At 42.6% G+C, this 20,316-nt stretch carries 17 protein-coding genes; 8 read left to right on the top strand and 9 right to left on the bottom strand.

The genetic code is table 11. The annotated features are described in order from the left end of the window. The first annotated feature begins 76 nt into the window (after positions 1 to 76). Together argS and ACOXXR_RS00305 are read left to right on the top strand one after the other, a co-directional pair. Positions 77 to 1,765: an arginine--tRNA ligase gene (gene argS, locus ACOXXR_RS00310; RefSeq protein WP_445278505.1), complete on the top strand. Its 1,689-nt coding sequence runs from the start codon at positions 77 to 79 to the stop codon at positions 1,763 to 1,765. 166 nt (positions 1,766 to 1,931) lie between these two features. Beyond that, positions 1,932 to 2,177, top strand: coding sequence for a hypothetical protein (locus ACOXXR_RS00305; protein ID WP_006596982.1), 246 nt, complete (start codon positions 1,932 to 1,934; stop codon positions 2,175 to 2,177). A gap of 241 nt (positions 2,178 to 2,418) precedes the next feature. Here the strand turns inward: ACOXXR_RS00305 and nrdI are convergent, their stop codons facing one another. The 4 genes from nrdI to malQ form a co-directional block, all read right to left on the bottom strand. Further along, on the bottom strand, positions 2,419 to 2,886 hold the full coding sequence (gene nrdI / locus ACOXXR_RS00300) for a class Ib ribonucleoside-diphosphate reductase assembly flavoprotein NrdI (RefSeq protein WP_006595385.1): 468 nt from the start codon (positions 2,884 to 2,886) through the stop codon (positions 2,419 to 2,421). A 55-nt stretch (positions 2,887 to 2,941) separates the two neighbouring features. Then, positions 2,942 to 3,454, bottom strand: a complete 513-nt coding sequence (locus ACOXXR_RS00295; protein WP_006595384.1) for an ABC transporter permease — start codon at positions 3,452 to 3,454, stop codon at positions 2,942 to 2,944. A 173-nt stretch (positions 3,455 to 3,627) separates the two neighbouring features. Next, entirely contained in the window at positions 3,628 to 5,886 is a 2,259-nt protein-coding gene (gene glgP, locus ACOXXR_RS00290) for a glycogen/starch/alpha-glucan family phosphorylase (RefSeq protein WP_414279058.1), read from the bottom strand. Positions 5,887 to 5,928: 42 nt separating this feature from the next. Continuing rightward, positions 5,929 to 7,461, bottom strand: coding sequence for a 4-alpha-glucanotransferase (malQ, locus tag ACOXXR_RS00285; RefSeq protein ID WP_343093987.1), 1,533 nt, complete (start codon positions 7,459 to 7,461; stop codon positions 5,929 to 5,931). Positions 7,462 to 7,934: 473 nt separating this feature from the next. Here malQ and ACOXXR_RS00280 point away from each other — a divergent pair, with 473 nt between their 5' ends. From ACOXXR_RS00280 to pulA, 6 genes are all read left to right on the top strand, one after another. Beyond that, the gene (locus ACOXXR_RS00280) at positions 7,935 to 9,191 is read left to right on the top strand and encodes an extracellular solute-binding protein (RefSeq protein ID WP_129269756.1); all 1,257 of its coding nucleotides are present in this window, start codon (positions 7,935 to 7,937) and stop codon (positions 9,189 to 9,191) included. 81 nt (positions 9,192 to 9,272) lie between these two features. Further along, positions 9,273 to 10,568 (top strand): ABC transporter permease subunit, encoded by a 1,296-nt coding sequence (locus ACOXXR_RS00275; RefSeq protein WP_445278504.1) that lies wholly within the window; start codon positions 9,273 to 9,275, stop codon positions 10,566 to 10,568. Position 10,569: 1 nt separating this feature from the next. Beyond that, entirely contained in the window at positions 10,570 to 11,412 is an 843-nt protein-coding gene (locus ACOXXR_RS00270) for a sugar ABC transporter permease (protein WP_023024736.1), read from the top strand. A 245-nt stretch (positions 11,413 to 11,657) separates the two neighbouring features. Then, complete coding sequence (locus ACOXXR_RS00265; RefSeq protein WP_023027399.1) at positions 11,658 to 12,470, top strand: maltodextrose utilization protein MalA; 813 nt, start codon at positions 11,658 to 11,660, stop codon at positions 12,468 to 12,470. Positions 12,471 to 12,481: 11 nt separating this feature from the next. After that, positions 12,482 to 13,465, top strand: coding sequence for a LacI family DNA-binding transcriptional regulator (locus ACOXXR_RS00260; protein WP_445278503.1), 984 nt, complete (start codon positions 12,482 to 12,484; stop codon positions 13,463 to 13,465). Positions 13,466 to 13,473: 8 nt separating this feature from the next. After that, positions 13,474 to 15,525 (top strand): type I pullulanase, encoded by a 2,052-nt coding sequence (gene pulA / locus ACOXXR_RS00255; protein ID WP_023027401.1) that lies wholly within the window; start codon positions 13,474 to 13,476, stop codon positions 15,523 to 15,525. 34 nt (positions 15,526 to 15,559) lie between these two features. Here pulA and ACOXXR_RS00250 read toward each other — a convergent pair whose 3' ends face one another. The 5 genes from ACOXXR_RS00250 to dltC all read right to left on the bottom strand — a co-directional run bounded on the left by ACOXXR_RS00250 (position 15,560) and on the right by dltC (position 20,310). Beyond that, positions 15,560 to 16,501, bottom strand: a complete 942-nt coding sequence (locus ACOXXR_RS00250) for a YitT family protein (RefSeq protein ID WP_023024741.1) — start codon at positions 16,499 to 16,501, stop codon at positions 15,560 to 15,562. 73 nt (positions 16,502 to 16,574) lie between these two features. Next, positions 16,575 to 18,329 (bottom strand): aspartate--tRNA ligase, encoded by a 1,755-nt coding sequence (gene aspS, locus ACOXXR_RS00245; protein ID WP_445278502.1) that lies wholly within the window; start codon positions 18,327 to 18,329, stop codon positions 16,575 to 16,577. 100 nt (positions 18,330 to 18,429) lie between these two features. Next, complete coding sequence (locus tag ACOXXR_RS00240) at positions 18,430 to 18,666, bottom strand: hypothetical protein (RefSeq protein WP_445278855.1); 237 nt, start codon at positions 18,664 to 18,666, stop codon at positions 18,430 to 18,432. Between the two features lie 143 nt (positions 18,667 to 18,809). After that, positions 18,810 to 20,078, bottom strand: coding sequence for a D-alanyl-lipoteichoic acid biosynthesis protein DltD (gene dltD / locus ACOXXR_RS00235; RefSeq protein ID WP_048715048.1), 1,269 nt, complete (start codon positions 20,076 to 20,078; stop codon positions 18,810 to 18,812). Beyond that, the gene (gene dltC, locus ACOXXR_RS00230) at positions 20,071 to 20,310 is read right to left on the bottom strand and encodes a D-alanine--poly(phosphoribitol) ligase subunit DltC (protein WP_006595371.1); all 240 of its coding nucleotides are present in this window, start codon (positions 20,308 to 20,310) and stop codon (positions 20,071 to 20,073) included. Before dltC ends, dltD begins: the two co-directional genes overlap by 8 nt. Positions 20,311 to 20,316: the final 6 nt, after the last annotated feature.

The raw sequence follows: 20,316 nt of genomic DNA, 5'->3' as shown, positions 1-20,316 counted from the left end.
CTTTGATTATACCAAAAAGTTTGAAGAAAGGCCGAATTTTGTGATAGAATAGTAACAAAAGACCAAAGGAGCTACTATGAATCATAAAGAACTTATTGCAAGTGAATTGGCAAAAGTCATTGAAGGCTTAGACCAAGAAACTATCTTAAATTTACTAGAGCAACCAAAATCTTCAGACCTCGGAGATATCGCCTTTCCTGCCTTTTCTTTGGCTAAAATCGAACGCAAAGCTCCTCAAGCGATTGCTGCTGATATTGCGGAAAAAATCGATGCCTCTCACTTTGAAAAAGTCGTTGCAACTGGTCCTTACGTAAACTTCTTCTTAGATAAATCACAAATCTCTGATCAAGTCATCAAAGCTGTTATCGAAGCAGGTGCAGACTACGGTCAGCAAGACGAAGGACATGGAGGAAATATTACCATCGACCTTTCTAGTCCAAATATTGCAAAACCTTTCTCAGTTGGTCATTTGCGCTCAACCGTTATCGGAGATGCTCTTTCAAATATCTTCCGCAAAATGGGCTACAACACCATTAAAATCAACCACTTGGGAGACTGGGGTAAACAATTTGGTCTCTTGATGGTCGCTTATAAAAAATGGGGTAGCAAGGAAGCTGTCGAAGCCAATCCAATCGATGAATTGTTGAAACTCTATGTCCGCATCAATGCCGAAATTGAAAACGATCCTGCTTTGGATGAGGAAGGACGTCTCTGGTTCAAGAAATTGGAAGATGGAGATCCAGAAGCAACTGAATTGTGGCAATGGTTCCGTGACGAGAGCTTGGTAGAATTCAACCGTATCTACAAACTCCTCGGTGTTGAATTTGACAGCTTAAACGGAGAAGCTTTCTACAATGACAAGATGGATGAAGCTGTCCAAATCCTTGAAGAAAAAGGCTTATTGAAAGAGTCTAAGGGAGCTAGCATCGTTGAGTTGGATGATGTCAACCTTCCACCAGCTATGATTAAGAAATCAGACGGTGCCACTCTTTATATCACTCGTGATATCGCAACCGCTATCTACCGTGCACGGACTTACAACTTTGTGAAAAACATCTATGCTGTCGGTCAAGAACAATCCAACCACTTCCGTCAGTTGAAAGCTGTTTTGAAGAAAATGGGATTTGACTGGAGCGACGATATGATCCACGTTGACTTTGGTTTGGTGACAAAGAACCGCCAAAAATTGTCAACTCGTAAAGGAAATATCATCCTGCTCGAACCAACCCTTCAAGAAGCCATCTCTCGTGCCAAAGCGCAGATCGAAGAAAAGAACCCTGAATTGGAAAACAAGGAAGAAGTGGCACATGCAGTCGGTGTTGGTGCCGTTAAGTTCTACGACTTGAAGACAGACCGTCGCAACGGGTATGACTTTGACCTTGAAGCCATGGTATCCTTCGAAGGAGAAACTGGACCATACGTTCAATACGCATACGCACGTATCCAATCCATCCTTCGCAAAGCCAACTTCACACCATCTGCAGATGCAACTTACAGCTTGAGCGACCCAGAAAGCTGGGAAATCATCAAACTTCTCCAAGACTTTGCTCGTGTCGTGAAACGTGCTGCTGAAAACTATGATCCATCCTTGATTGCTAAATATGCCATCAACTTGGCTCAAGCCTTCAACAAGTACTATGCTCACACACGTATCTTGGATGAAAGCCCAGAACGCGATAGCCGTCTTGCACTTAGCTACTCAACAGCAGTTGTATTGAAAGAAGCGCTTCGTCTATTGGGTGTTGAAGCACCTGAGAAAATGTAATATCTTCCTTACTTTTTGATAGGAAACCATCACTTTTAGGGGTGAGAGGAATCGCTAAATAAACCTTATTTAGTTCCATCTCACTCCTTTTCTCATGCTAAACACACCTATATTTTTAGGGATTATCGCTTCCCTTCATCCATTATCTTATCCTTTGGAGAACCCTATGAATCAAACTGTTTATATTCTTATTTTAGTTAGTCTGCTCATTCTCTTTTTAATCAATAAATACGAGAGAGAAAAACTGCAAAAGATTTTACAAGAGCAACTCTTAAAAGATGAAGCCTTCAAAGCAAGCATCAAGGAACAAATCCAAACGACGGAAAACATCAACGATGTCATCCACGCCATCAATAAGGACTATCGCCTCGGCCTCTTGCTCTCGAAAGAAATCACAGATCAATTAAAATAAGCAGCAAAAAGAGGAGTCATACAAAGTATGCCCCCTCTCTCTTCAACCGTAACAAATAAGAGAGTGGGACAGAAATCGGTAATTCGTTAGAATTCGATTTCGTCGTCCCACCTCCGCACAGTTGAGTAGGGCTGTAAAAGCTGATGAAATCAGCGTGGTAGAGCCCACTCAACCACTGCGTCTTGCTCGATAATCCAAAGACAATTGAGAGGCTAGGACTTTTGTCCCAGCCTCTTTTGTTTTAAAGACGATACAAATCTTCTACAATGGCCGCTACTTTTTTGATATCCCCTAGCATCCCTCTCATCTCAAAGTCTGCTAGCACAGGGAAACCAAAGCGTTGGCTGTACTGCTTGGCCGTTAGGCAATATTGATTGTTGAAGTTGCGATTTCCTGATCCTACAACTCCCAAGCATTTAGTGGCATTGTCTCCATAGGCAATAAAGTCTGCTACATCGGTCGTTAAAATTTCCACATCTCCATTATCAACACCATTTCCTCCTTCTAGGTAGGTCGGCAAAAAGGCGATAAAAGGTGTATCAACTTCAAAGAAGGGCTTTCCTTCTTTGACTAGGTCTTTGACATGGATTTTTTCAATGACCAAGTCAGGGTACTGCTCCCATAGATAATCACTGAGACGACGAACAAAACTTTCAGTATTGCCACTTAAACTGATATAGACAAAACATACTTTCATTTTTTTCTCCAATCAGACCAGCTCCTCTTCTTTGTTCCAGACTTGAGGAGTTTTTTAATGCTATGATCTAAGCTTGAAGGTCGCTAGCTGGTCTATTTTTCAATTTGTAGAGGAGGATTCCCAAGTAAACAAGGGCTACAACCACACTCAAGACAAGTGCATATAAGCTAGAAGCCTGTAACAAGGTCCGCAATTTGTCTGACGTGATCACAGACATAGAAGAACGATAAGACAAGAAATTATGCAAGCTCATTAAGACAAAGGCACCAATCTGTCCCATATAGGCATAGGTCGCCTTAACAATATCCTTTTTAGACAGGAAGAAATAGGCAACTGCAATCAAGCCCCCAATCAAAAGAGATAGCAACAACCAAGCAATCGGTCCGCGTAAGGCTACGATTAATTTCTCAAGGAAGGCTTTGTATTCTTCCCGTTCAAGAGCAGTGGTTAAGTTCAAAGAAGCTGCCATTTCATCTGTGAGCTCCACTTTAGCCAATCCAAAGAAGGACTGAGCAGTTAATAGAGTTCCCATCGCTGATAGAGCTAGCAAGACATACATATAAATTGGATTTTTCTTCATTGTATTTCCTCGTTTCTAATATCCATAGTATTTATTATAACGTGAACCTTAGGGAAGCGCAAGTTTAGATTTTCCCAGCGATCCTGTGCTAAAAAAGCTCCCTCTAAATCAGGATATGATTCAAAAGGAGCTCTTCTTTCTAAGTATATTGCTTCTAGAATGTCGAAAACAAATTAGTTCAAGTGCCAGATATCTTCGTTGTACTGAGCGATGGTACGGTCAGATGAGAAGAATCCTGCTTTGGCAATGTTGACGATGACTTTATCCAACCATGCGTCACGGTCTTCGTAGTCAGCCAACATTTGCTCTTTGACTTTGATGTAGTCTTCCAAGTCGAGAAGGGTCATGAACCAGTCTTTGTTGATCAACTCATTGTGAAGGCGTTCCAAACGTTCTTGGTTACCAACTGCAAGAACAGCGTCGCTCACGATGAAGTCAACCAATGGTTTGATAGCTTCACGTGCGTAGAATTCGCTTGATTTGTATGCTGATTTTGCGTAAAGGTCGATAACAGTTTCTGAATCTTCACCGAAGATATAGATGTTTTCGTCTCCAACCAACTCAGCGATTTCCACGTTAGCCCCGTCCATCGTACCAAGCGTCAAAGCTCCGTTCAACATGAATTTCATGTTACCAGTACCTGAAGCTTCTTTAGAAGCCAATGAGATTTGTTCTGAGATATCACATGCTGGGATCAAGAAGCTTGCTGCAGTCACGTTGTAGTTTTCAACCATCACTACTTGCAAGTGTGGAGCTACTGCTGGGTCGTTTGCAATGACTTCTGACAAGCAAAGGATCAAGTGGATGATATCTTGAGCGATGGTGTAGGCAGGAGCTGCTTTACCACCAAAGAAGACTGTGATTGGACGAGCAGGGATATTACCAGCCTTGATGTCCAAGTATTTGTGGATGACATACAAAGCGTTCATTTGTTGACGTTTGTACTCGTGAAGACGTTTGATTTGGATATCAAAGATAGAATTTGGATTGATTTCCACACCTTGGTGATCTTTCAAGTGACGAGCCAATTTACGTTTGTTGTGGGCTTTGATGTTTTCCAATTTTTCTTTGACAGCAGCTTTATCTTCGTATGAGAGAAGGTCTTCCAACTTAGAAGCATCATGGTGCCAGTCACGTCCAAGGATCTCATCCAAGTAGTGAGACAAGCTTGGGTTGGCATGCATGAGCCAACGACGGAAGGTAATTCCGTTTGTTTTGTTGTTGAATTTTTCTGGGTAAAGGTCATAGAAGGCCTTCAACTCTGAGTTCTTCAAGATTTCAGTGTGAAGAGCTGCAACCCCGTTTACACTGTATCCATAGTGGATATCCATGTGGGCCATGTGGACACGATCGTGTTCATCAATGATTTGAACAGCTGGATCTTTGTGTTCAGCACGAACACGACGGTCCAATTCTTCAATGATTGGTACCAAGTGAGGAACCACTTCTTGCAAGAATTCAAGTGGCCATTTTTCAAGGGCTTCTGCAAGGATTGTGTGGTTAGTGTAAGCGGTCATGCTACGAACGATAGAGATGGCTTCATCCATTTCGATACCGCGTTCAGTCAAGAGACGGATCAACTCAGGAATGACCATAGATGGGTGAGTATCATTGATTTGTACAACTGCGTAGTCAGCAAGGTCATGCAAGTTGCTTCCTTTTTCGATCGCTTCGTCGAGGATCAATTGTGCACCGTTTGAAACCATGAAGTATTGTTGGAAAATACGGAGCAATTCCCCTTGACGGTTACTATCATCTGGGTAAAGGAAAAGAGTCAAGTTGCGAGCGATATCTGTCTTGTCAAAGTTGATACCATCTTCAATGATGGATGAATCAACTGAATCCAAGTCAAACAAGCGCAAGCGGTTCTTGGTTTCGATCTTGTAACCAGGTACATCGATATCATAAAGCGTAGAAGTCAAGGTAAAGTGTGCAAATGGCACTTGGTAGCTACGGCTTGAACGAACGAGCCAGCTTTGGTCAGTCAACCACGCATTTGGAATCGTTTCTTGTTGGTTGTTTTTAAGAACTTGTTGGAACAAACCAAAGTGGTAGTTCAAACCAACCCCATCCCCTGTCAAACCAAGGCTTGAGATAGAGTCGATAAAGCAGGCCGCCAAACGTCCCAAACCACCGTTACCAAGTGATGGTTCCAATTCCACTTCTTCTACTTCGATCAAGTCTTTACCAGCATCTGACAATTCTTTTTTGACATCGTCGTAAAGACCCAAGTTGATCAAGTTATTCGACAAGAGTTTACCGATCAAGAACTCAGCTGAGATATAGTAAACTTTTTTCTTACCAGTATTTAATTTCTTTTGGGCACTTGCCTGCTTGGTGTAATTAAGCAAAGCAATGTACAATTCTTCGTTTGAACATTCTGCAATTGTTTTTTGATGATGATCAATCACATATTTTTGTAATGATTCCATGGTTAAGTGTCTCCTTGTGTTTTGATTAGATAGGGGGAAAGATTATTTTTCTGCTTTTTTCGCTTCTTCTTTCACCAAGTCAGTATTTTCACGACGATAGATGGTTGTGAAATCAAGTAATTCTTGCTCAACAGCAGGAGTCAATTGATCCGCTGTCATCCGCCATGCCCAGTTGCCACCAAGGGTAGATGGGAAGTTCATACGAGCTGAGCCATCCAACTCTAACAAATCTTGCATGGTAGCGATGGCCATAAAGCTGACTGAAGCAAAGACGGTACGAAGCATCGCATGTGGAACAGATTCGTATTCTTTACGGTTGGTGTAACGAGCAAGGTACTCACGAGTTGGATCGTCAATTTCATTGCGGTACCATCCAAGAACCGTGTTGTTATCATGTGTACCAGTGTACATAACAGAGTTATTTGGCGCTAAGTGAGGGCTGTCGATACTTTCATCATCAGGATTGAAGGCAAATTGAAGAATCTTCATGCCTGGGAAGCCTGTGCGCTCACGAAGCTCAATGACTTCGTCCGTCATGAAGCCAAGGTCTTCTGCGATGATGTTCAAATCACCGAGTTCTTCTTTCACTGCGGCAAAGAGTTTGTAGCCAGGACCTTTGACCCATTTACCTGGTGCTGCTGTATCAGAACCAGCTGGGATTTCCCAGTAAGATTCAAAACCACGGAAGTGGTCGATCCGCACGATGTCGTAGATCTTGAAGCTCTCACGCAAGCGTTCAATCCACCATTTGTAACCATCTTTGTCCATTGCTTCCCAGTCATAGATTGGGTTGCCCCAAAGTTGACCAGTTGCTGAGAACTCATCTGGTGGGCATCCTGCGATGCAGGTTGCTTTTCCATTTTCATCTGTTTTAAAGAGATGAGGATTTGCCCACATATCACTTGAATCTTCCGCTACGTAGATTGGCATATCACCTACGATTTCGATGTGATTGTCGTTAGCGTATGCTTTCAATTTCAACCATTGTTTGAAGAAGAAATACTGTGTTACTCGATGGTAAGTCAATTTGTCTTCCAATTGAGCGCGGTAGGATGCAAGGGCTTCCGGTTGACGTGCACGAATCGCAGCGTCTGGCCACTCTGTCCATGCTTTTAATTCAAAGTGCTCTTTAATAGCCATGTATTCAGCAAATAATTCCAACCAAGCTGCATTCTCTTCAGTAAAACGGCTGAAGTCATCCCAATCACCGTTTTCGATAAAAGCTTTAACCGCTTTTTCTAGAAGAGGACGACGTTGTTCGAAAATCTTCGCATAGTCTACTTCTGTTGGGTCTTGACCAAAATCAACACCCTCGACATCAGATGCATCCAAGACCCCTTGCTCGATCAAGAGATCGAAGTCAATAAAGTGGGTATTCCCTGCAAAAGCCGAGAAGGATTGGTAGGGAGAATCCCCGTAGCTTGTTGTTCCGAGAGGCAAAATTTGCCAATACCGTTGCTTGGTACGAACGAGGAAATCCACAAAATCATAGGCTGCTTGGCCAAACGAACCGATTCCATACTTCCCAGGCAAGGATGAAATGTGCATCAAGACACCACTTTGGCGTTTTTTCATTGAGGGTACCACCTTTAGTTTAATATTTTTTGTTTCAAAGAAAAATAGACCAACCTTCTACACTGTTCTGTTCCCACTCCAACTCTCAGAAAGAACAGAAGAAGGGCAGTCATCAGACATAGAGCTGAATTTAACCTATTTATAAATGACCTTAGATCATCTTTATGCAACGTTTAAGGAAAACGTTTGCGTTACTTGTCCATTATAAAGTATTCCTGTGGTTTATGCAAGAGGTTTCCTAAACTTTTATGATTTTTTCTGCAGGTTTCACCCCACGCCTAGTTTATCCCTTTCTCAGTTTCTTGTCAACTATTTGTGTGTATTTAATAGAAGATAAAAATTTTTAAAAAATTTTTGCACAAAGAGCTTGCAAACGTTTTCTCTCTGTGATATACTATTCGTGTTAAGGAAAACGTTTGTCTAAAACGTTTTCAACTAATAATCTTATTTTTATTCTTTAGGAGGAATAAATCATGAAACGCACAATTCTTCGAAGCGCTGCTGTACTTGGTACAGTTGGATTCGCATCACTTCTTTTGGTAGCTTGTGGAGGCAAAAAAGACGACTCTGCTGCTTCTGAAAACGAGTTGACAGTATACGTTGACAATGGCTACAAAGCTTACATGGAAGAAGCTGCGAAAGCTTTTGAAAAAGAAAGTGGAACAAAAGTAACGATCAAGACAGGTGACGCTCTTGGTGGATTGGACAAATTGTCTCTTGACAACCAATCTGGTAAAGCTCCAGACGTTATGATGGCACCATACGACCGTGTAGGTGGCCTTGGTAACGACGGTCAATTGGCTGAAGTGACATTGAACAAAGACAGCAAGACTGACAAAACAACTGAATCACTTGTAACAAACGGTGGTAAAGTATACGGTGCACCAGCAGTTATCGAAACATTGGTTCTTTACTACAACAAAGACCTCATGCAAGAAGCTCCAAAAACATTTGGCGAACTTGAAGAATTGGCAAAAGACAGCAAGTATGACTTCGCTGGTGAAGATGGTAAAAACACTGCCTTCCTTGCTGACTGGACAAACTTCTACTATGCATATGGACTCCTTTCAGGTAACGGTGGCTATGTCTTCGGTAAAGATGGTACAGATCCAAAAGACATTGGTTTGAACAACCAAGGTGCGATCGATGGTATCGAATACGCGAAAACTTGGTATGCTAAATGGCCTAAAGGATTGCAAGACACTAAAGGTGCTGCAAACTTCATCCAAACTCAATTCCAAGAAGGTAAGACAGCTGCCATCATTGATGGTCCATGGAAAGCATCTTCATTGAAAGAAGCCAAAGTAAACTACGGTGTAGCAACAATCCCTACTCTTCCAAACGGAAAAGCTTACTCTGCCTTTGGTGGAGGTAAAGCTTGGGTTATCCCTGCAGGTGCTAACCACCCTGAAGCAGCTCAAAAATTCGTAGACTTCTTGACTTCAACTGATCAACAAAAAGCTTTCTACGATAAGACGAACGAAGTGCCAGCTAACACAGAAGCTCGTGAATACGCTGTTGGTAAAAACGATGAATTGACAACTGCCGTTGTTAAACAGTTTGAAAATGCACAACCAATGCCAAACATCTCTGAAATGAGTACTGTTTGGGATCCAGCTGCAACTATGCTCTTCGATGCTGTAAGTGGTAAGAAATCTGCTAAAGATGCTGCTGACGGTGCTGTTAAATTAATCAAAGAAACTATCGAACAAAAATTCGGTGGCAAGTAATACAGTTCCCAAGGGGCTGGGAGTGTTTCCCAGCCTTTCGCTGTGATGTGGCCTCTGGTCGCTCACTTATAAGGAGTCGATATGGAAACACAACAAAATCCAAAAAAGGCAATGTGGTTATCCCTCATTCCTGGCTTGGGACAAATCTATAACAAACAGAAAGCAAAAGGATACATCTTCCTCGGTGTGACACTTGTTTTTCTCGCTTACTTTTTCGGTATTGGTTTGGAGGAATTGTCTAAACTAGTTACCCTCGGTACTGTCCGTGGAAAAGATAATTCTCTTTTTATCTTGATTCGTGGGGCCTTCCACTTAATTATCACCGTCGTTTATTTGATGTTCTACGCTCTGAATATCAAAGATGCGGGTACTGTAGCTAAGCGGATTAATAACGGTATTCGAGTGCCGAAGACCCTAAAAGAGATGGTGAATGCTATCTATGAAAATGGCTTCCCCTATCTCTTGATCATCCCTTCTTATATTGCCATGACCTTTGCAATCATCTTCCCTGTTTTGGTTACCTTGATGATTGCCTTTACCAACTACGACTTTAAGCATACAGCTCGCTTTACGCTCCTTGATTGGATCGGACTTCAAAACTTCACCAACATGTGGACTTTGAGTACCTTCCGTTCTGCCTTTACATCTGTATTGGGCTGGACCTTGATCTGGGCCTTGGCAGCTTCAACACTTCAAATCGTTCTTGGTATCTTGACAGCCATTATTTCTAACCAACCATTCATTAAAGGAAAACGCATCTTTGGTGTCATCTTCCTTCTTCCATGGGCGGTTCCTGCCTTCATCACTATCTTGACCTTCTCAAACATGTTCAACGATAGTATCGGGGCAATCAATGCGCAAGTCATCCCTCTCTTTGCAAAGATTTTCCCATTCTTAGATGGGGTTCTCATTCCTTGGAAAACGGACCCTACCTGGACAAAAATTGCTTTGATTATGATGCAAGGTTGGCTCGGCTTCCCTTACATTTACGTCTTGACACTGGGAATCTTGCAATCTATTCCAAACGATCTTTATGAAGCAGCCTATATCGATGGGGCAAACGCTTGGCAAAAATTCCGCAACATTACCTTCCCAATGATTTTGGCTGTTGCGGCACCAACGCTCATTAGCCAATACACCTTCAACTTTAACAACTTCTCCATTATCTACCTCTTTAACGATGGTGGACCTGGATCTGTTGGAGGAAATGCTGGTTCGACAGATATCTTGATTTCTTGGATCTATAAATTGACAACGAACTCATCACCTCAATACTCAATGGCTGCTGCGGTTACGTTGATTATCTCTCTGATTGTGATCTCTATCTCGATGATTGCTTTCAAGAAACTGCACGCATTTGATATGGAGGATGTGTAAAATGAAAAACTCAGTTCAATTTAAACGCCGCCTTAATCATTTCTTGACTTACCTCTACTTGGTTGTCCTATCCATCGTCATCATCTATCCCTTGTTGATTACGGTTCTTTCAGCCTTCAAAACTGGTAACGTCAGTGCCTTTACGCTTGATTTCAGTGGCAGTCTCAGCTTTGATAACTTCCAAAAGCTCTTTACGGATACCCTCTATGGCACTTGGTATCTCAATACCTTGATTATCGCCATTATTACCATGGTTGCTCAAACATCCATCATTACTCTAGCAGGGTACGCCTACAGCCGTTACAACTTCTTGGCTCGTAAGCAAAGTTTGGTCTTCTTCTTGATTATCCAAATGGTGCCTACCATGGCTGCTTTGACTGCCTTCTTCGTTATGGCCTTGATGTTGAACGCCTTGAACCACAGTTGGTTCCTGATCTTCCTCTATGTCGGTGGAGGAATTCCAATGAATGCTTGGTTGATGAAGGGTTACTTCGATACAGTCCCAATTTCACTTGATGAATCTGCAAAATTAGATGGTGCTGGACACTTCCGTCGCTTCTGGCAAATCGTCCTTCCATTGGTTCGTCCAATGATTGCGGTCCAAGCACTTTGGGCCTTCATGGGACCTTTTGGAGACTACATCTTGTCTAAATTCTTGCTTCGTGACGAAATCAACTACACGGTAGCGGTTGGTCTTCAAACCTTTATCAGTGACCAAAAAAATCAAAAGATTGCCTTCTTTGCGGCAGGTGCGATTCTGATTGCAGTCCCAATCTGTGTGCTCTTCTTCTTCCTCCAAAAGAACTTTGTTTCAGGCTTGACAGCTGGTGGGGATAAAGGATAAAATAAGGTTTTCTATCAGAAGTTTGTCACCTTCCTTGGATAGGTACAACTTCCATCAATGAAGAAAAGGAGGAGAATTCCTCTCCTACTTTTCTCCCAGTCACATAAATTTTATCTTTAAGGAAAGGATGGGAGTGGGACAAGGATAGCAAGTTGATTGATTTGCTACCGGTCTCTCTCCCATCTTTGGTTAAGGATAAAATCTTGCTATGCTCTCCACATTTCGGAGATTAGAAAGGTCAATTCATGCCCTATCCATTTAATTATTTTTCCAGCCTTTTTCAGGTAAGAAAAGCCTTTGCGAACCGTAAACAACTCAATTGGTTCCAAATGATTTTCACCTCACTCTTTCTTCTATCCTTGACACTCATTCCTGTCGCCGTTCAAAATGCGGAACTCCAGACCTACCCTTTAACTACCTTCGTTAGCGATGTCTTTGATCCCTTAACGGAGGATGTTATGAAGGACTTGAAAGAAAGTGTCCGTATTGAAGAGCATGAACTAGTCTATAACAGTCATTTTGGAGTTCACAAGAACAAAGCTGGCCATGTTATCATCGGTCATCACGAAGGGACTTCGTTAGGTGAAAAATTAACCCTCTATTTCGATAAGACCCAACTAGTGATTAGCAGAGAAAACAAAGAACTTGCAAGTATTCCTTATCAGGCAATCAATCAAAAGAGTCTCGAAAATAAAGATGCTTTAAGCCAAGCCATTTCCAAAGATTGGTTCCAAGCCAATCGATTGGCAGTTAGCCTCTTCCTCGTCCTCTTCTCAGGTTTCTTATCTGCTGTGAATTTTGCAATTTTAGTATTTGGAGCTTCCTTCTTCCTCTTCTTGACACGGAAGTCACGTCTCTTCTCTCTCAAGACCTTCAAAGAATGCTTCAACTTCACTCTCAACTGTCTTGGTTTGCCTATTCTGGCGAGCGTCCTGATCAGTTTATTGTTCCACCAAGTCTTTACCACAACCATCTTGATCCAAAATATCCTATTTGTCTTGTTCCTCGCGCTTGCCTTCTATAAGACACATTTCCGGGATCCAGATTACAAACCTTAGGGAGGTCCTTTATGCGTGTCACCATCAAAGATGTCGCCAAACTAGCTGGCGTTGCACCATCTACCGTTACACGAGTGATTCAAAATAAATCTACCATCAGTGAAGCCACTAAAAAGCGGGTTCGTTCTGCCATGAAAGAACTGGATTACCATCCAAACCTCAATGCTCGTAGCTTAGTAAGCCAGTCCAGTCAGGTGATTGCCCTTGTCTTGCCTGATGAAAGTGATGTGTTCTTCCAAAACCCCTTCTTCCCTACAGTCCTCCGTGGGATTAGTCAGGTCGCCTCTGATCATGGCTATGCGATTCAGATTTGTACAGGGGCTAATGAAACCCACCGCCTCGATCAACTCAAACAAATGATTTATGGTAAGCGGGTAGATGGACTCATCTTCCTCTATTCCAAATTGAATGATCCTCTGGTTGACTTCTGTATTGAAGATAAATTTCCTTTCTTGATTTTAGGAAAAGCAACTTCACCTTTTGTATCCTTAGTCGATAACGACAATGTTAAAGCAGCCTTTGATGCGACCGAATACTTTATCAACAAGGGATACCAACACATCGCTTTCCTTGGAGGAAATAAGGAATTGGCTGTTTCTCAAGACCGCTACAAGGGCTATCAAGAAGCTCTTGCCAGTCATCAAATCCCTCTTCGTGAAGAATTGGTCAAATTCTCCTTTGGTTTCTTGCTTGAAGAAAATTCTTACCAAATCATGGATACCCTGCCTTTTGAAAAACTGGAAGCACTCATGACAACGGATATTCTCGTTGCCGAAGGGGTCCGGAGATACCTGATAGACAAACAAGTCGATCTTCCGATTATTTCCTTCGACTCCATTAAACCACGGATTCCAATTGACGCCTATATTGATATCAATACGGTTGAATTAGGACGTGAATCTGTCAGAACCCTACTCCAAATTATTAAGGACAACAAGGAAAACAAAACCGTTTGCTATAGACAGCTCATTGAACACTCGATTATTGAACTTTAGGAGAACCCATGACAACTCATTTTTCAGCTTATTTAGATGACCAAGACTTGATTCGCGTGGAAGGAGGAGAGAGCGTAGTGGCCTCTCTTCCTTTTACATTGACGTCTGGTTCCAACACGATTGAACTCCTGCCGACGGAGGAAGAAAAAACTCTTCGGAGCCCTCTTCCCGTCGACATGAGTCAAATATATACTCTTTCAAATGGTAACGGCGAGTCCTGTCTCCTCCACTTCCGAGATGTTGTCCGTCAACCCATCTTTGATCAGCTTTATGCTTATGATGGAGAGGATTTAGGAGCTCATTACTCAAAAGAACAAACGACCTTTGCCTTCTGGGCTCCTATCTCTCAAGAGGTTGAGCTCTTGATCAACCAAACTGCCTACCCGATGGAGCGAACAGAAAAAGGAGTTTGGCGTCTAGTACTCGAGGGAGATTGGGAAAAAGCCCCTTATGCCTACCAGCATCAGGTTAATGGTGTAACCCATATCGTTCATGACCCTTATGCCCTCTCTTCTGAAGCCAATTCAGGAGCTAGCTATGTCATCGACCGCCACAAGATTGAGCGCCCCATTCAGAGAGCAGCGACTCAACTGGATCCGACTCAGGCCGTTATTTATGAACTAAGTGTTCGAGATTTCTCCATGCAAAAAGAAGCCGGATTCCAACACCCTGGGACCTTCCCAGCCTTGTTAGAATCTCCTAAACATGAAAACCAGACCTTTGGCTTTGATTACTTGAAATCCCTGGGCATTACTCATGTTCAGCTCATGCCCCTCTATGATTTTGGAAGCGTGGATGAAACCAACCCTGTCGCTGGTTACAATTGGGGCTATGACCCTGTGCAATACAATGTCCCTGAAGGAAGTTTTAGCACCCAGCCAAATGATCCTTACCAACGGATCCTTGAGCTACAACAAGTGATTGATGCATACCATCAGGCCGATCTCAGCCTCATAATGGACGTCGTCTATAACCACGTTTACCTCTCTGACGATTTTGCTTTTGAGCAGATTGTTCCTGGCTATTTCTACCGTTATGACCAAAACCGCCAACGGACCAACGGGACCTTCTGTGGTAATGATGTAGCTAGTGAACGGGCTATGGTTCGCAACTACATCAAGCAATCCGTCAAGCAGTGGGTTCAACTGTATGGCTTTGATGGCTTTCGCTTTGACCTCATGGGAATCATTGATCGCCAAACCATGATGGAAATTCAAGATGAATTAAGCGCTATTTACCCCAACATTTACCTTTATGGGGAAGGGTGGAAGATGGATACCGGACTGGATCCAGACCTCCTGGCTCATCAATACAATGCCCGTCACCTTCGTCCTTATGGCTTTTTCAGTGACAACTTCCGAGATACCGTTAAACGAAGCATCTTGAAGGAAGGTCGAATAGATAGTCGTTATCAGGCCAATGATCTTGCCAATATTTTGACTGCCAATGTTGGACTCAAAGGAGCAGCCCACTTTGTGCGTCCTCAACAGGCGATTAACTATGTGGAATGCCACGATAACGCAACCTTCTTTGACTATCTCAAGGTTGAAGATCCAAATATTTCAGAGGAGAAGCGACAGGCTAAAGCTCGTCTCGGTTTGCACCTCGTCCTCTTGTCTCAAGGCGTTCCCTTCCTACATGCCGGCCAAGAGTTCTATCGCAGCAAAGGCTTAGAAGAAAATACTTACAATCTCCCAGATGCTCTAAATCAACTAGACTGGCTTTCTTCTACAGCCTATGAAAGAGATATCCATTTCCTTCGCGATTTCATTGCTTATCGTAAAGAGGAAGACCTCCTCCACCTAGAGAAGGCCCAAGCCATTCGAGACTACTGTCAAGTCACTTGGACTTCGGAAAACACCTTCTCTTACAGCATCGAAAAAGATGGACGCAAACTTCTTATCTTGGTCAACCTGGGGGATCAAGAGTGGACTTATTCACTCAAACAGCCTGCTAGATTAGCAATTGCTCACCCCCATGTTTATACTAGAGAGCAACAAATTTCTCAAAGAGAATTCACCATTCCAGCCTATAGTTGGATTTTGGTAGTACAAGCATAAAAAAATTCCTGCAAGCCTATCTTGCAGGAATTTTTTAATCCTCCACTTCGACAAAACGTCCAATAATATGAACATTTTCTGATATGGTAATAAAAGCTTCAGGATCCTCTTTTTTCATTAAAAATTTAAACTCATTAAACTCTGCTCTGGTAATAACGGTGAGCAAGACCGCTTTTTCCTGATGATTATAAGTCCCTTCCGCATTGTGGATAATGGTTGCTCCACGATGCAAACGCTTATGAATTTTCTCAATTATCTTATCCGGTTGGCTAGTGACAATCATAGCCTGCATCCGCTTCTGCTTGGTAAAGACTGCATCTGTCACTCGACTGGACACAAAAATGGTAATCATCGAATAGAGGGCATATTTCCAACCAAAGGTCATCCCTGCTATCAACATGATGGTCCCATTGACGATGAGAGAAATTTTTCCGACGTTCTTGCCCGTTCGCTTTCGAATGGTCAAGCTAACAATATCGGTTCCCCCACTGGAGATATTGTTGCGAAGCGCAAATCCAATCCCTGTCCCCATTACAACTCCCCCAAAGAGAGCATTCATAATAGGATCATTGGTCAGGGTAACCACTGGCATAAATTGGATAAAGAAGGAACTCATAGACACCGTGATAAAGGTGAAAATAGTAAACTTATGACCAATTTGATACCAAGCGATGATCATTAATGGCAGATTGATGGCATAGAATGACAAAGAGACCGGAATGGTAAAGCCTAAAAATCGATCACTAAGGGCGGATATAATCTGGGCCAATCCTGTCGCACCACTGGAATACACACGTCCCGGCTGGAAAAAGAAGTTCACAGCAACGGCAGATAGGAAGCCATAGACCAAAGAAGCCGAAATCTTTTCATCGTACTTCTCTCGGGAAATACTTTTTAAGACCCGTAGTAATTTAAAGTTATAGGCCAATCTTCGTATATAATAACGCAAGATCTTGCCTAAGCGAGTTTTTTTCATGATTATCTCTCAATTTATAAATAAAGGGAAAATCCCACAAGTTGCTTATGGTAATTTTCCGCTTTTACTTTTCTTATTCCTCAGTTTTTACTTCTACTTGTAGGCTCAACTCTTCCAGTTGTTTGGTAGCTACTGTAGAAGGGGCTTGGGTCATTGGATCCGTTGCCTTATTGTTCTTAGGAAAGGCAATCACTTCACGGATATTCTCCTCACCAGCTAACAGCATGACAAAACGGTCCAAACCAAGAGCTAATCCACCATGTGGAGGGAAACCATAATCCATGGCTTCTAGCAAGAAACCAAATTGCTCTGTCGCGTCTTCTTTTGAGAAACCGAGAGCGGTAAACATCCGTTCTTGCAATTCTTTTTGGTTGATCCGAAGACTACCACCACCAAGCTCGTAACCATTGAGCACAATATCATAGGCAATGGCCCGTACCTTGGCAAGATCGCCCTCTAATTCATGAGCTGTATCTGCTTGCGGAAGTGTAAATGGATGGTGGGCACTCATGTAACGACCTTCTTCTTCAGACCACTCAAACATTGGCCAATCGACCACCCATAGGAAGTTGAATTGACTATTGTCAATGAGGTCCAATTCCTTGGCAATTCTACAACGAAGGGCACCTAGAGTTGCATTGGCCACTTCTAGTGTATCAGCTACAAAGAGAACCAAATCCTTTTCTTCCAACTGTAAAGCACTTGTCAACTCTGTTGTCACACCTGTCAAGAACTTAGCTACTGGCCCATTTAAAGCACCATCAACTACCTTGACCCACGCTAGACCTTTTGCCCCATATTGCTTGGCTACTTCAGTCATCTTATCGATATCTTTACGAGAGTAGTTGTCTGCTGCGCCTTTAACAACGATGGCTTTAACGGCAGGTGCTTCTGAGAAGACCTTGAAGTCTACACCCTTTACAACTTCTGTCAAGTCTGTCAAGAGCATCTCAAAACGAGTATCTGGTTTGTCAGAACCATAAAGAGCCATAGCATCGTCGTACTTCATCCGTGGGAAAGGAAGTGTCACTTCGATTCCCTTAGTTTCTTTCATAACACGTGCGATTAAACCTTCCGTAATATCTTGAATTTCTTGCTCTGTCAGGAAGGAAGTTTCTAAATCGACCTGTGTAAACTCCGGTTGACGGTCGCCACGTAAATCTTCATCACGGAAACATTTGACGATTTGATAATAGCGGTCAAAGCCAGCATTCATCAACAATTGTTTGGTAATTTGAGGGCTTTGAGGTAAGGCATAAAAGTGACCCTTGTTGACGCGAGATGGTACGAGGTAGTCACGCGCCCCTTCTGGAGTTGATTTAGAAAGGAATGGTGTTTCCACATCAATAAATTCCAACTCATCCAAATAATTACGGATAGAATGGGTTACCTTGGCACGCAATTTTAAGTTTTCCAACATTTCTGGACGACGCAAGTCCAAATATCGATAGCGTAGACGAGTATCATCGTTTGCTTCAATGCCGTCCTTGATCTCAAATGGCGTGGTTTTTGCAGTATTGAGGACAGTCAAGGAAGAAACATGCATTTCAACCTGACCTGTTGCAATTTTATCATTAGCTTGCTGTCTGGCAGCAACTTGACCTGTCACTTCAATCACATACTCGCTACGAAGGCTCTCGGCCGTTGCCATTACTTCCGAACTGACTGTTTCTGGATTGATGACCAATTGCATAATCCCTTCACGGTCCCGCAAATCAATAAAGATCAAGCCACCCAAATCACGGCGTCGGCTTACCCATCCTTTGAGGGTTAGTTCTTGTCCAATGTGTTCCTCACGAACACGTCCAGCATACATGGAACGTTTCATTGTATTTTTACTCTCCAAACTAATATTCTTCCTTCTATTTTACCATAAAGCCTGTCAGATAAGTGCTTTTCCAGAGATTTTTCCAGAAAAAACAGTTCTTTTATTCAGCTTCTTTCCCGGTAGGAGCTTTCTCTTTTTTGGTCTCTTCATCGTATAGCGTTGGGGCCAAGATTTTCATCAGACTAGCTGTTCCAAAACGCATGATAGCTGCCAAGACTCCAAATATTGGGGCCAAGCTACGGAAAAAGAAATCTCCTCTGACTAATTGGGTGATGAGGCCCGTAATGAGAAAGACCACGATTCCTTGAAGAATCGCATAAACAGCTATTTTCTTCATTGTTTTCATGGTTTACCAGTTCCTCTCTTTCTAGTAGACAGACTTATCCACAAGTCTGTGGATAAGTCTGTGAATATGGGGATAAGTTTCTTCAAAACCATAGGAAAAAGGTTGAGACTGGGTATTCTCAACCTCTTCGCATCTTACTTAAATTGATCCGGCTGGCCTTTATAGTTAGCCCAGTCCTGACTTAAGAAACGATTGTTAATCTTGTATTCAGGTGCCGGTTGAGGGTTGGAGACAAAAGGATCAACTGCTTTGTCAAAGGCCAACCATCCATTCCAGCCCATATGAATGGTGTCCTGCATAAAGTAAGGTTTATCACCATCTTTAGAAAAATCAGCAATATGGGTAAAGCCTTGACTTTCTAGTTGGTAACGGATTTTTTCAACTGTCCGTTGATACATTTCTTTACTCAAGCCTGTATAAGCCATCCATTTCGAGTTCACTGGAGGGATGACAAAGATGACATTGGTTTTAGATTGAGCAAACTGATCCAAGACCAGTTGTAAATCATTGTATTCTGGGGATTGTTCATAGGATTCATTCTTTTGGAATCCTTTGAGTTTCTTGAGCTTACTCGCAAGACGATGAGTATAAAAACTATTACTAATGCCTAGTTTATTATTATTGGTTTTCTTTTTGGCTTCCGCCGTCGCCACCTCTTCCAAGGCTTCGTAAGAAAATGTATCTGGCAAGTCGTTTAGGCGAGAGAGAACTTTCTTCTCATAGTTGCTATTGTTCATTGCCGTGAAGGTGCTAAAGAAGGCATCCTCCCGACGAACAAAGCGCATGAGGGTCTGATTGAGACCTTTTTCAAAACTAGATAGATTTTGACCTTTGGCTAGCTTCTGAACTCCTCCCTGCATAGCAACATTAGGGTACTGCTGCAAGAGACGAGATGCCGCATACTGGCTTGCTGGCCCAGCTTCTTGGTTGGCCAAAAAGCTCGTTAATTGATCACTGTTAAAGTATTGCTGGAAGGCCGATGAATCATAACCGTCCTTCGTAAACCACTGGGGCGATACCACATAAACAGCCGTTTTCCCTTCTAGTTGAGGAAGAATTTGCTGCATCCCAAAATATTGGTTCAAAGACGCTGCCCCTCGTTGACCTAGAAAATACGGACGATAAGAGCGATCATACTTCTCAGCTAGTACTGCTGGGTGGACGATGTCAAATCGCAACCATTCGCTGGAACCAAAGAAGGGTACAAAACGATAGTTGGGATCCCCGAGCGCTTCTTCCTTACGGGCACGACTTTTAAAGCCTTCTGCCGTCAAGCTCACTGCGGCCTTTTTCTCCTCTGTCAGATTATGTTTGTGGTTAATCGGATAGAAAAAGAGAAGAGTAGCGACAAGAGCCATGGCGCAAAAGACTGGACCCAGAATCAGCCACAATCGTTTAAGCATTCTGAAGCTCCATGACACCTTCTACGATTTTGTTGGCAGTATTCCAGTCATCACGACCAAATTCAGATACTGGAACCCGAATATCGAAGCGGTTTTCCAATTCAACAATCAACTCAACGGTTCCCATGCTATCAAGAACACCCGCATCAAAGAGATCCTCATCCATCATGTCTGAGACATCTTCCATAAACAATTCGTCAATAATTTCAATTACTTGTGATTTTACATCCATTTTTCA

It is taken from the genome of Streptococcus sp. KHUD_013 (assembly GCF_052588545.1).
Note: the sequence above shows the minus strand (reverse complement) of the source record. Positions and strands in the feature narration are given on the sequence as shown.

What these genes read in the sequence shown, in the direction of transcription:
- ACOXXR_RS00305 (WP_006596982.1), top strand. Translation starts at nt 1,932, where the DNA reads ATGAATCAAACTGTTTATATTCTTATTTTAGTTAGTCTGCTCATTCTC.
- ACOXXR_RS00270 (WP_023024736.1), top strand. Translation starts at nt 10,570, where the DNA reads ATGAAAAACTCAGTTCAATTTAAACGCCGCCTTAATCATTTCTTGACT.
- ACOXXR_RS00275 (WP_445278504.1), top strand. Translation starts at nt 9,273, where the DNA reads ATGGAAACACAACAAAATCCAAAAAAGGCAATGTGGTTATCCCTCATT.
- aspS (WP_445278502.1), bottom strand. Translation starts at nt 18,329, where the DNA reads ATGAAACGTTCCATGTATGCTGGACGTGTTCGTGAGGAACACATTGGA.
- ACOXXR_RS00295 (WP_006595384.1), bottom strand. Translation starts at nt 3,454, where the DNA reads ATGAAGAAAAATCCAATTTATATGTATGTCTTGCTAGCTCTATCAGCG.
- ACOXXR_RS00260 (WP_445278503.1), top strand. Translation starts at nt 12,482, where the DNA reads ATGCGTGTCACCATCAAAGATGTCGCCAAACTAGCTGGCGTTGCACCA.
- dltD (WP_048715048.1), bottom strand. Translation starts at nt 20,078, where the DNA reads ATGCTTAAACGATTGTGGCTGATTCTGGGTCCAGTCTTTTGCGCCATG.
- glgP (WP_414279058.1), bottom strand. Translation starts at nt 5,886, where the DNA reads ATGGAATCATTACAAAAATATGTGATTGATCATCATCAAAAAACAATT.
- malQ (WP_343093987.1), bottom strand. Translation starts at nt 7,461, where the DNA reads ATGAAAAAACGCCAAAGTGGTGTCTTGATGCACATTTCATCCTTGCCT.
- ACOXXR_RS00250 (WP_023024741.1), bottom strand. Translation starts at nt 16,501, where the DNA reads ATGAAAAAAACTCGCTTAGGCAAGATCTTGCGTTATTATATACGAAGA.
- ACOXXR_RS00265 (WP_023027399.1), top strand. Translation starts at nt 11,658, where the DNA reads ATGCCCTATCCATTTAATTATTTTTCCAGCCTTTTTCAGGTAAGAAAA.
- pulA (WP_023027401.1), top strand. Translation starts at nt 13,474, where the DNA reads ATGACAACTCATTTTTCAGCTTATTTAGATGACCAAGACTTGATTCGC.
- ACOXXR_RS00280 (WP_129269756.1), top strand. Translation starts at nt 7,935, where the DNA reads ATGAAACGCACAATTCTTCGAAGCGCTGCTGTACTTGGTACAGTTGGA.
- dltC (WP_006595371.1), bottom strand. Translation starts at nt 20,310, where the DNA reads ATGGATGTAAAATCACAAGTAATTGAAATTATTGACGAATTGTTTATG.
- ACOXXR_RS00240 (WP_445278855.1), bottom strand. Translation starts at nt 18,666, where the DNA reads ATGAAGAAAATAGCTGTTTATGCGATTCTTCAAGGAATCGTGGTCTTT.
- argS (WP_445278505.1), top strand. Translation starts at nt 77, where the DNA reads ATGAATCATAAAGAACTTATTGCAAGTGAATTGGCAAAAGTCATTGAA.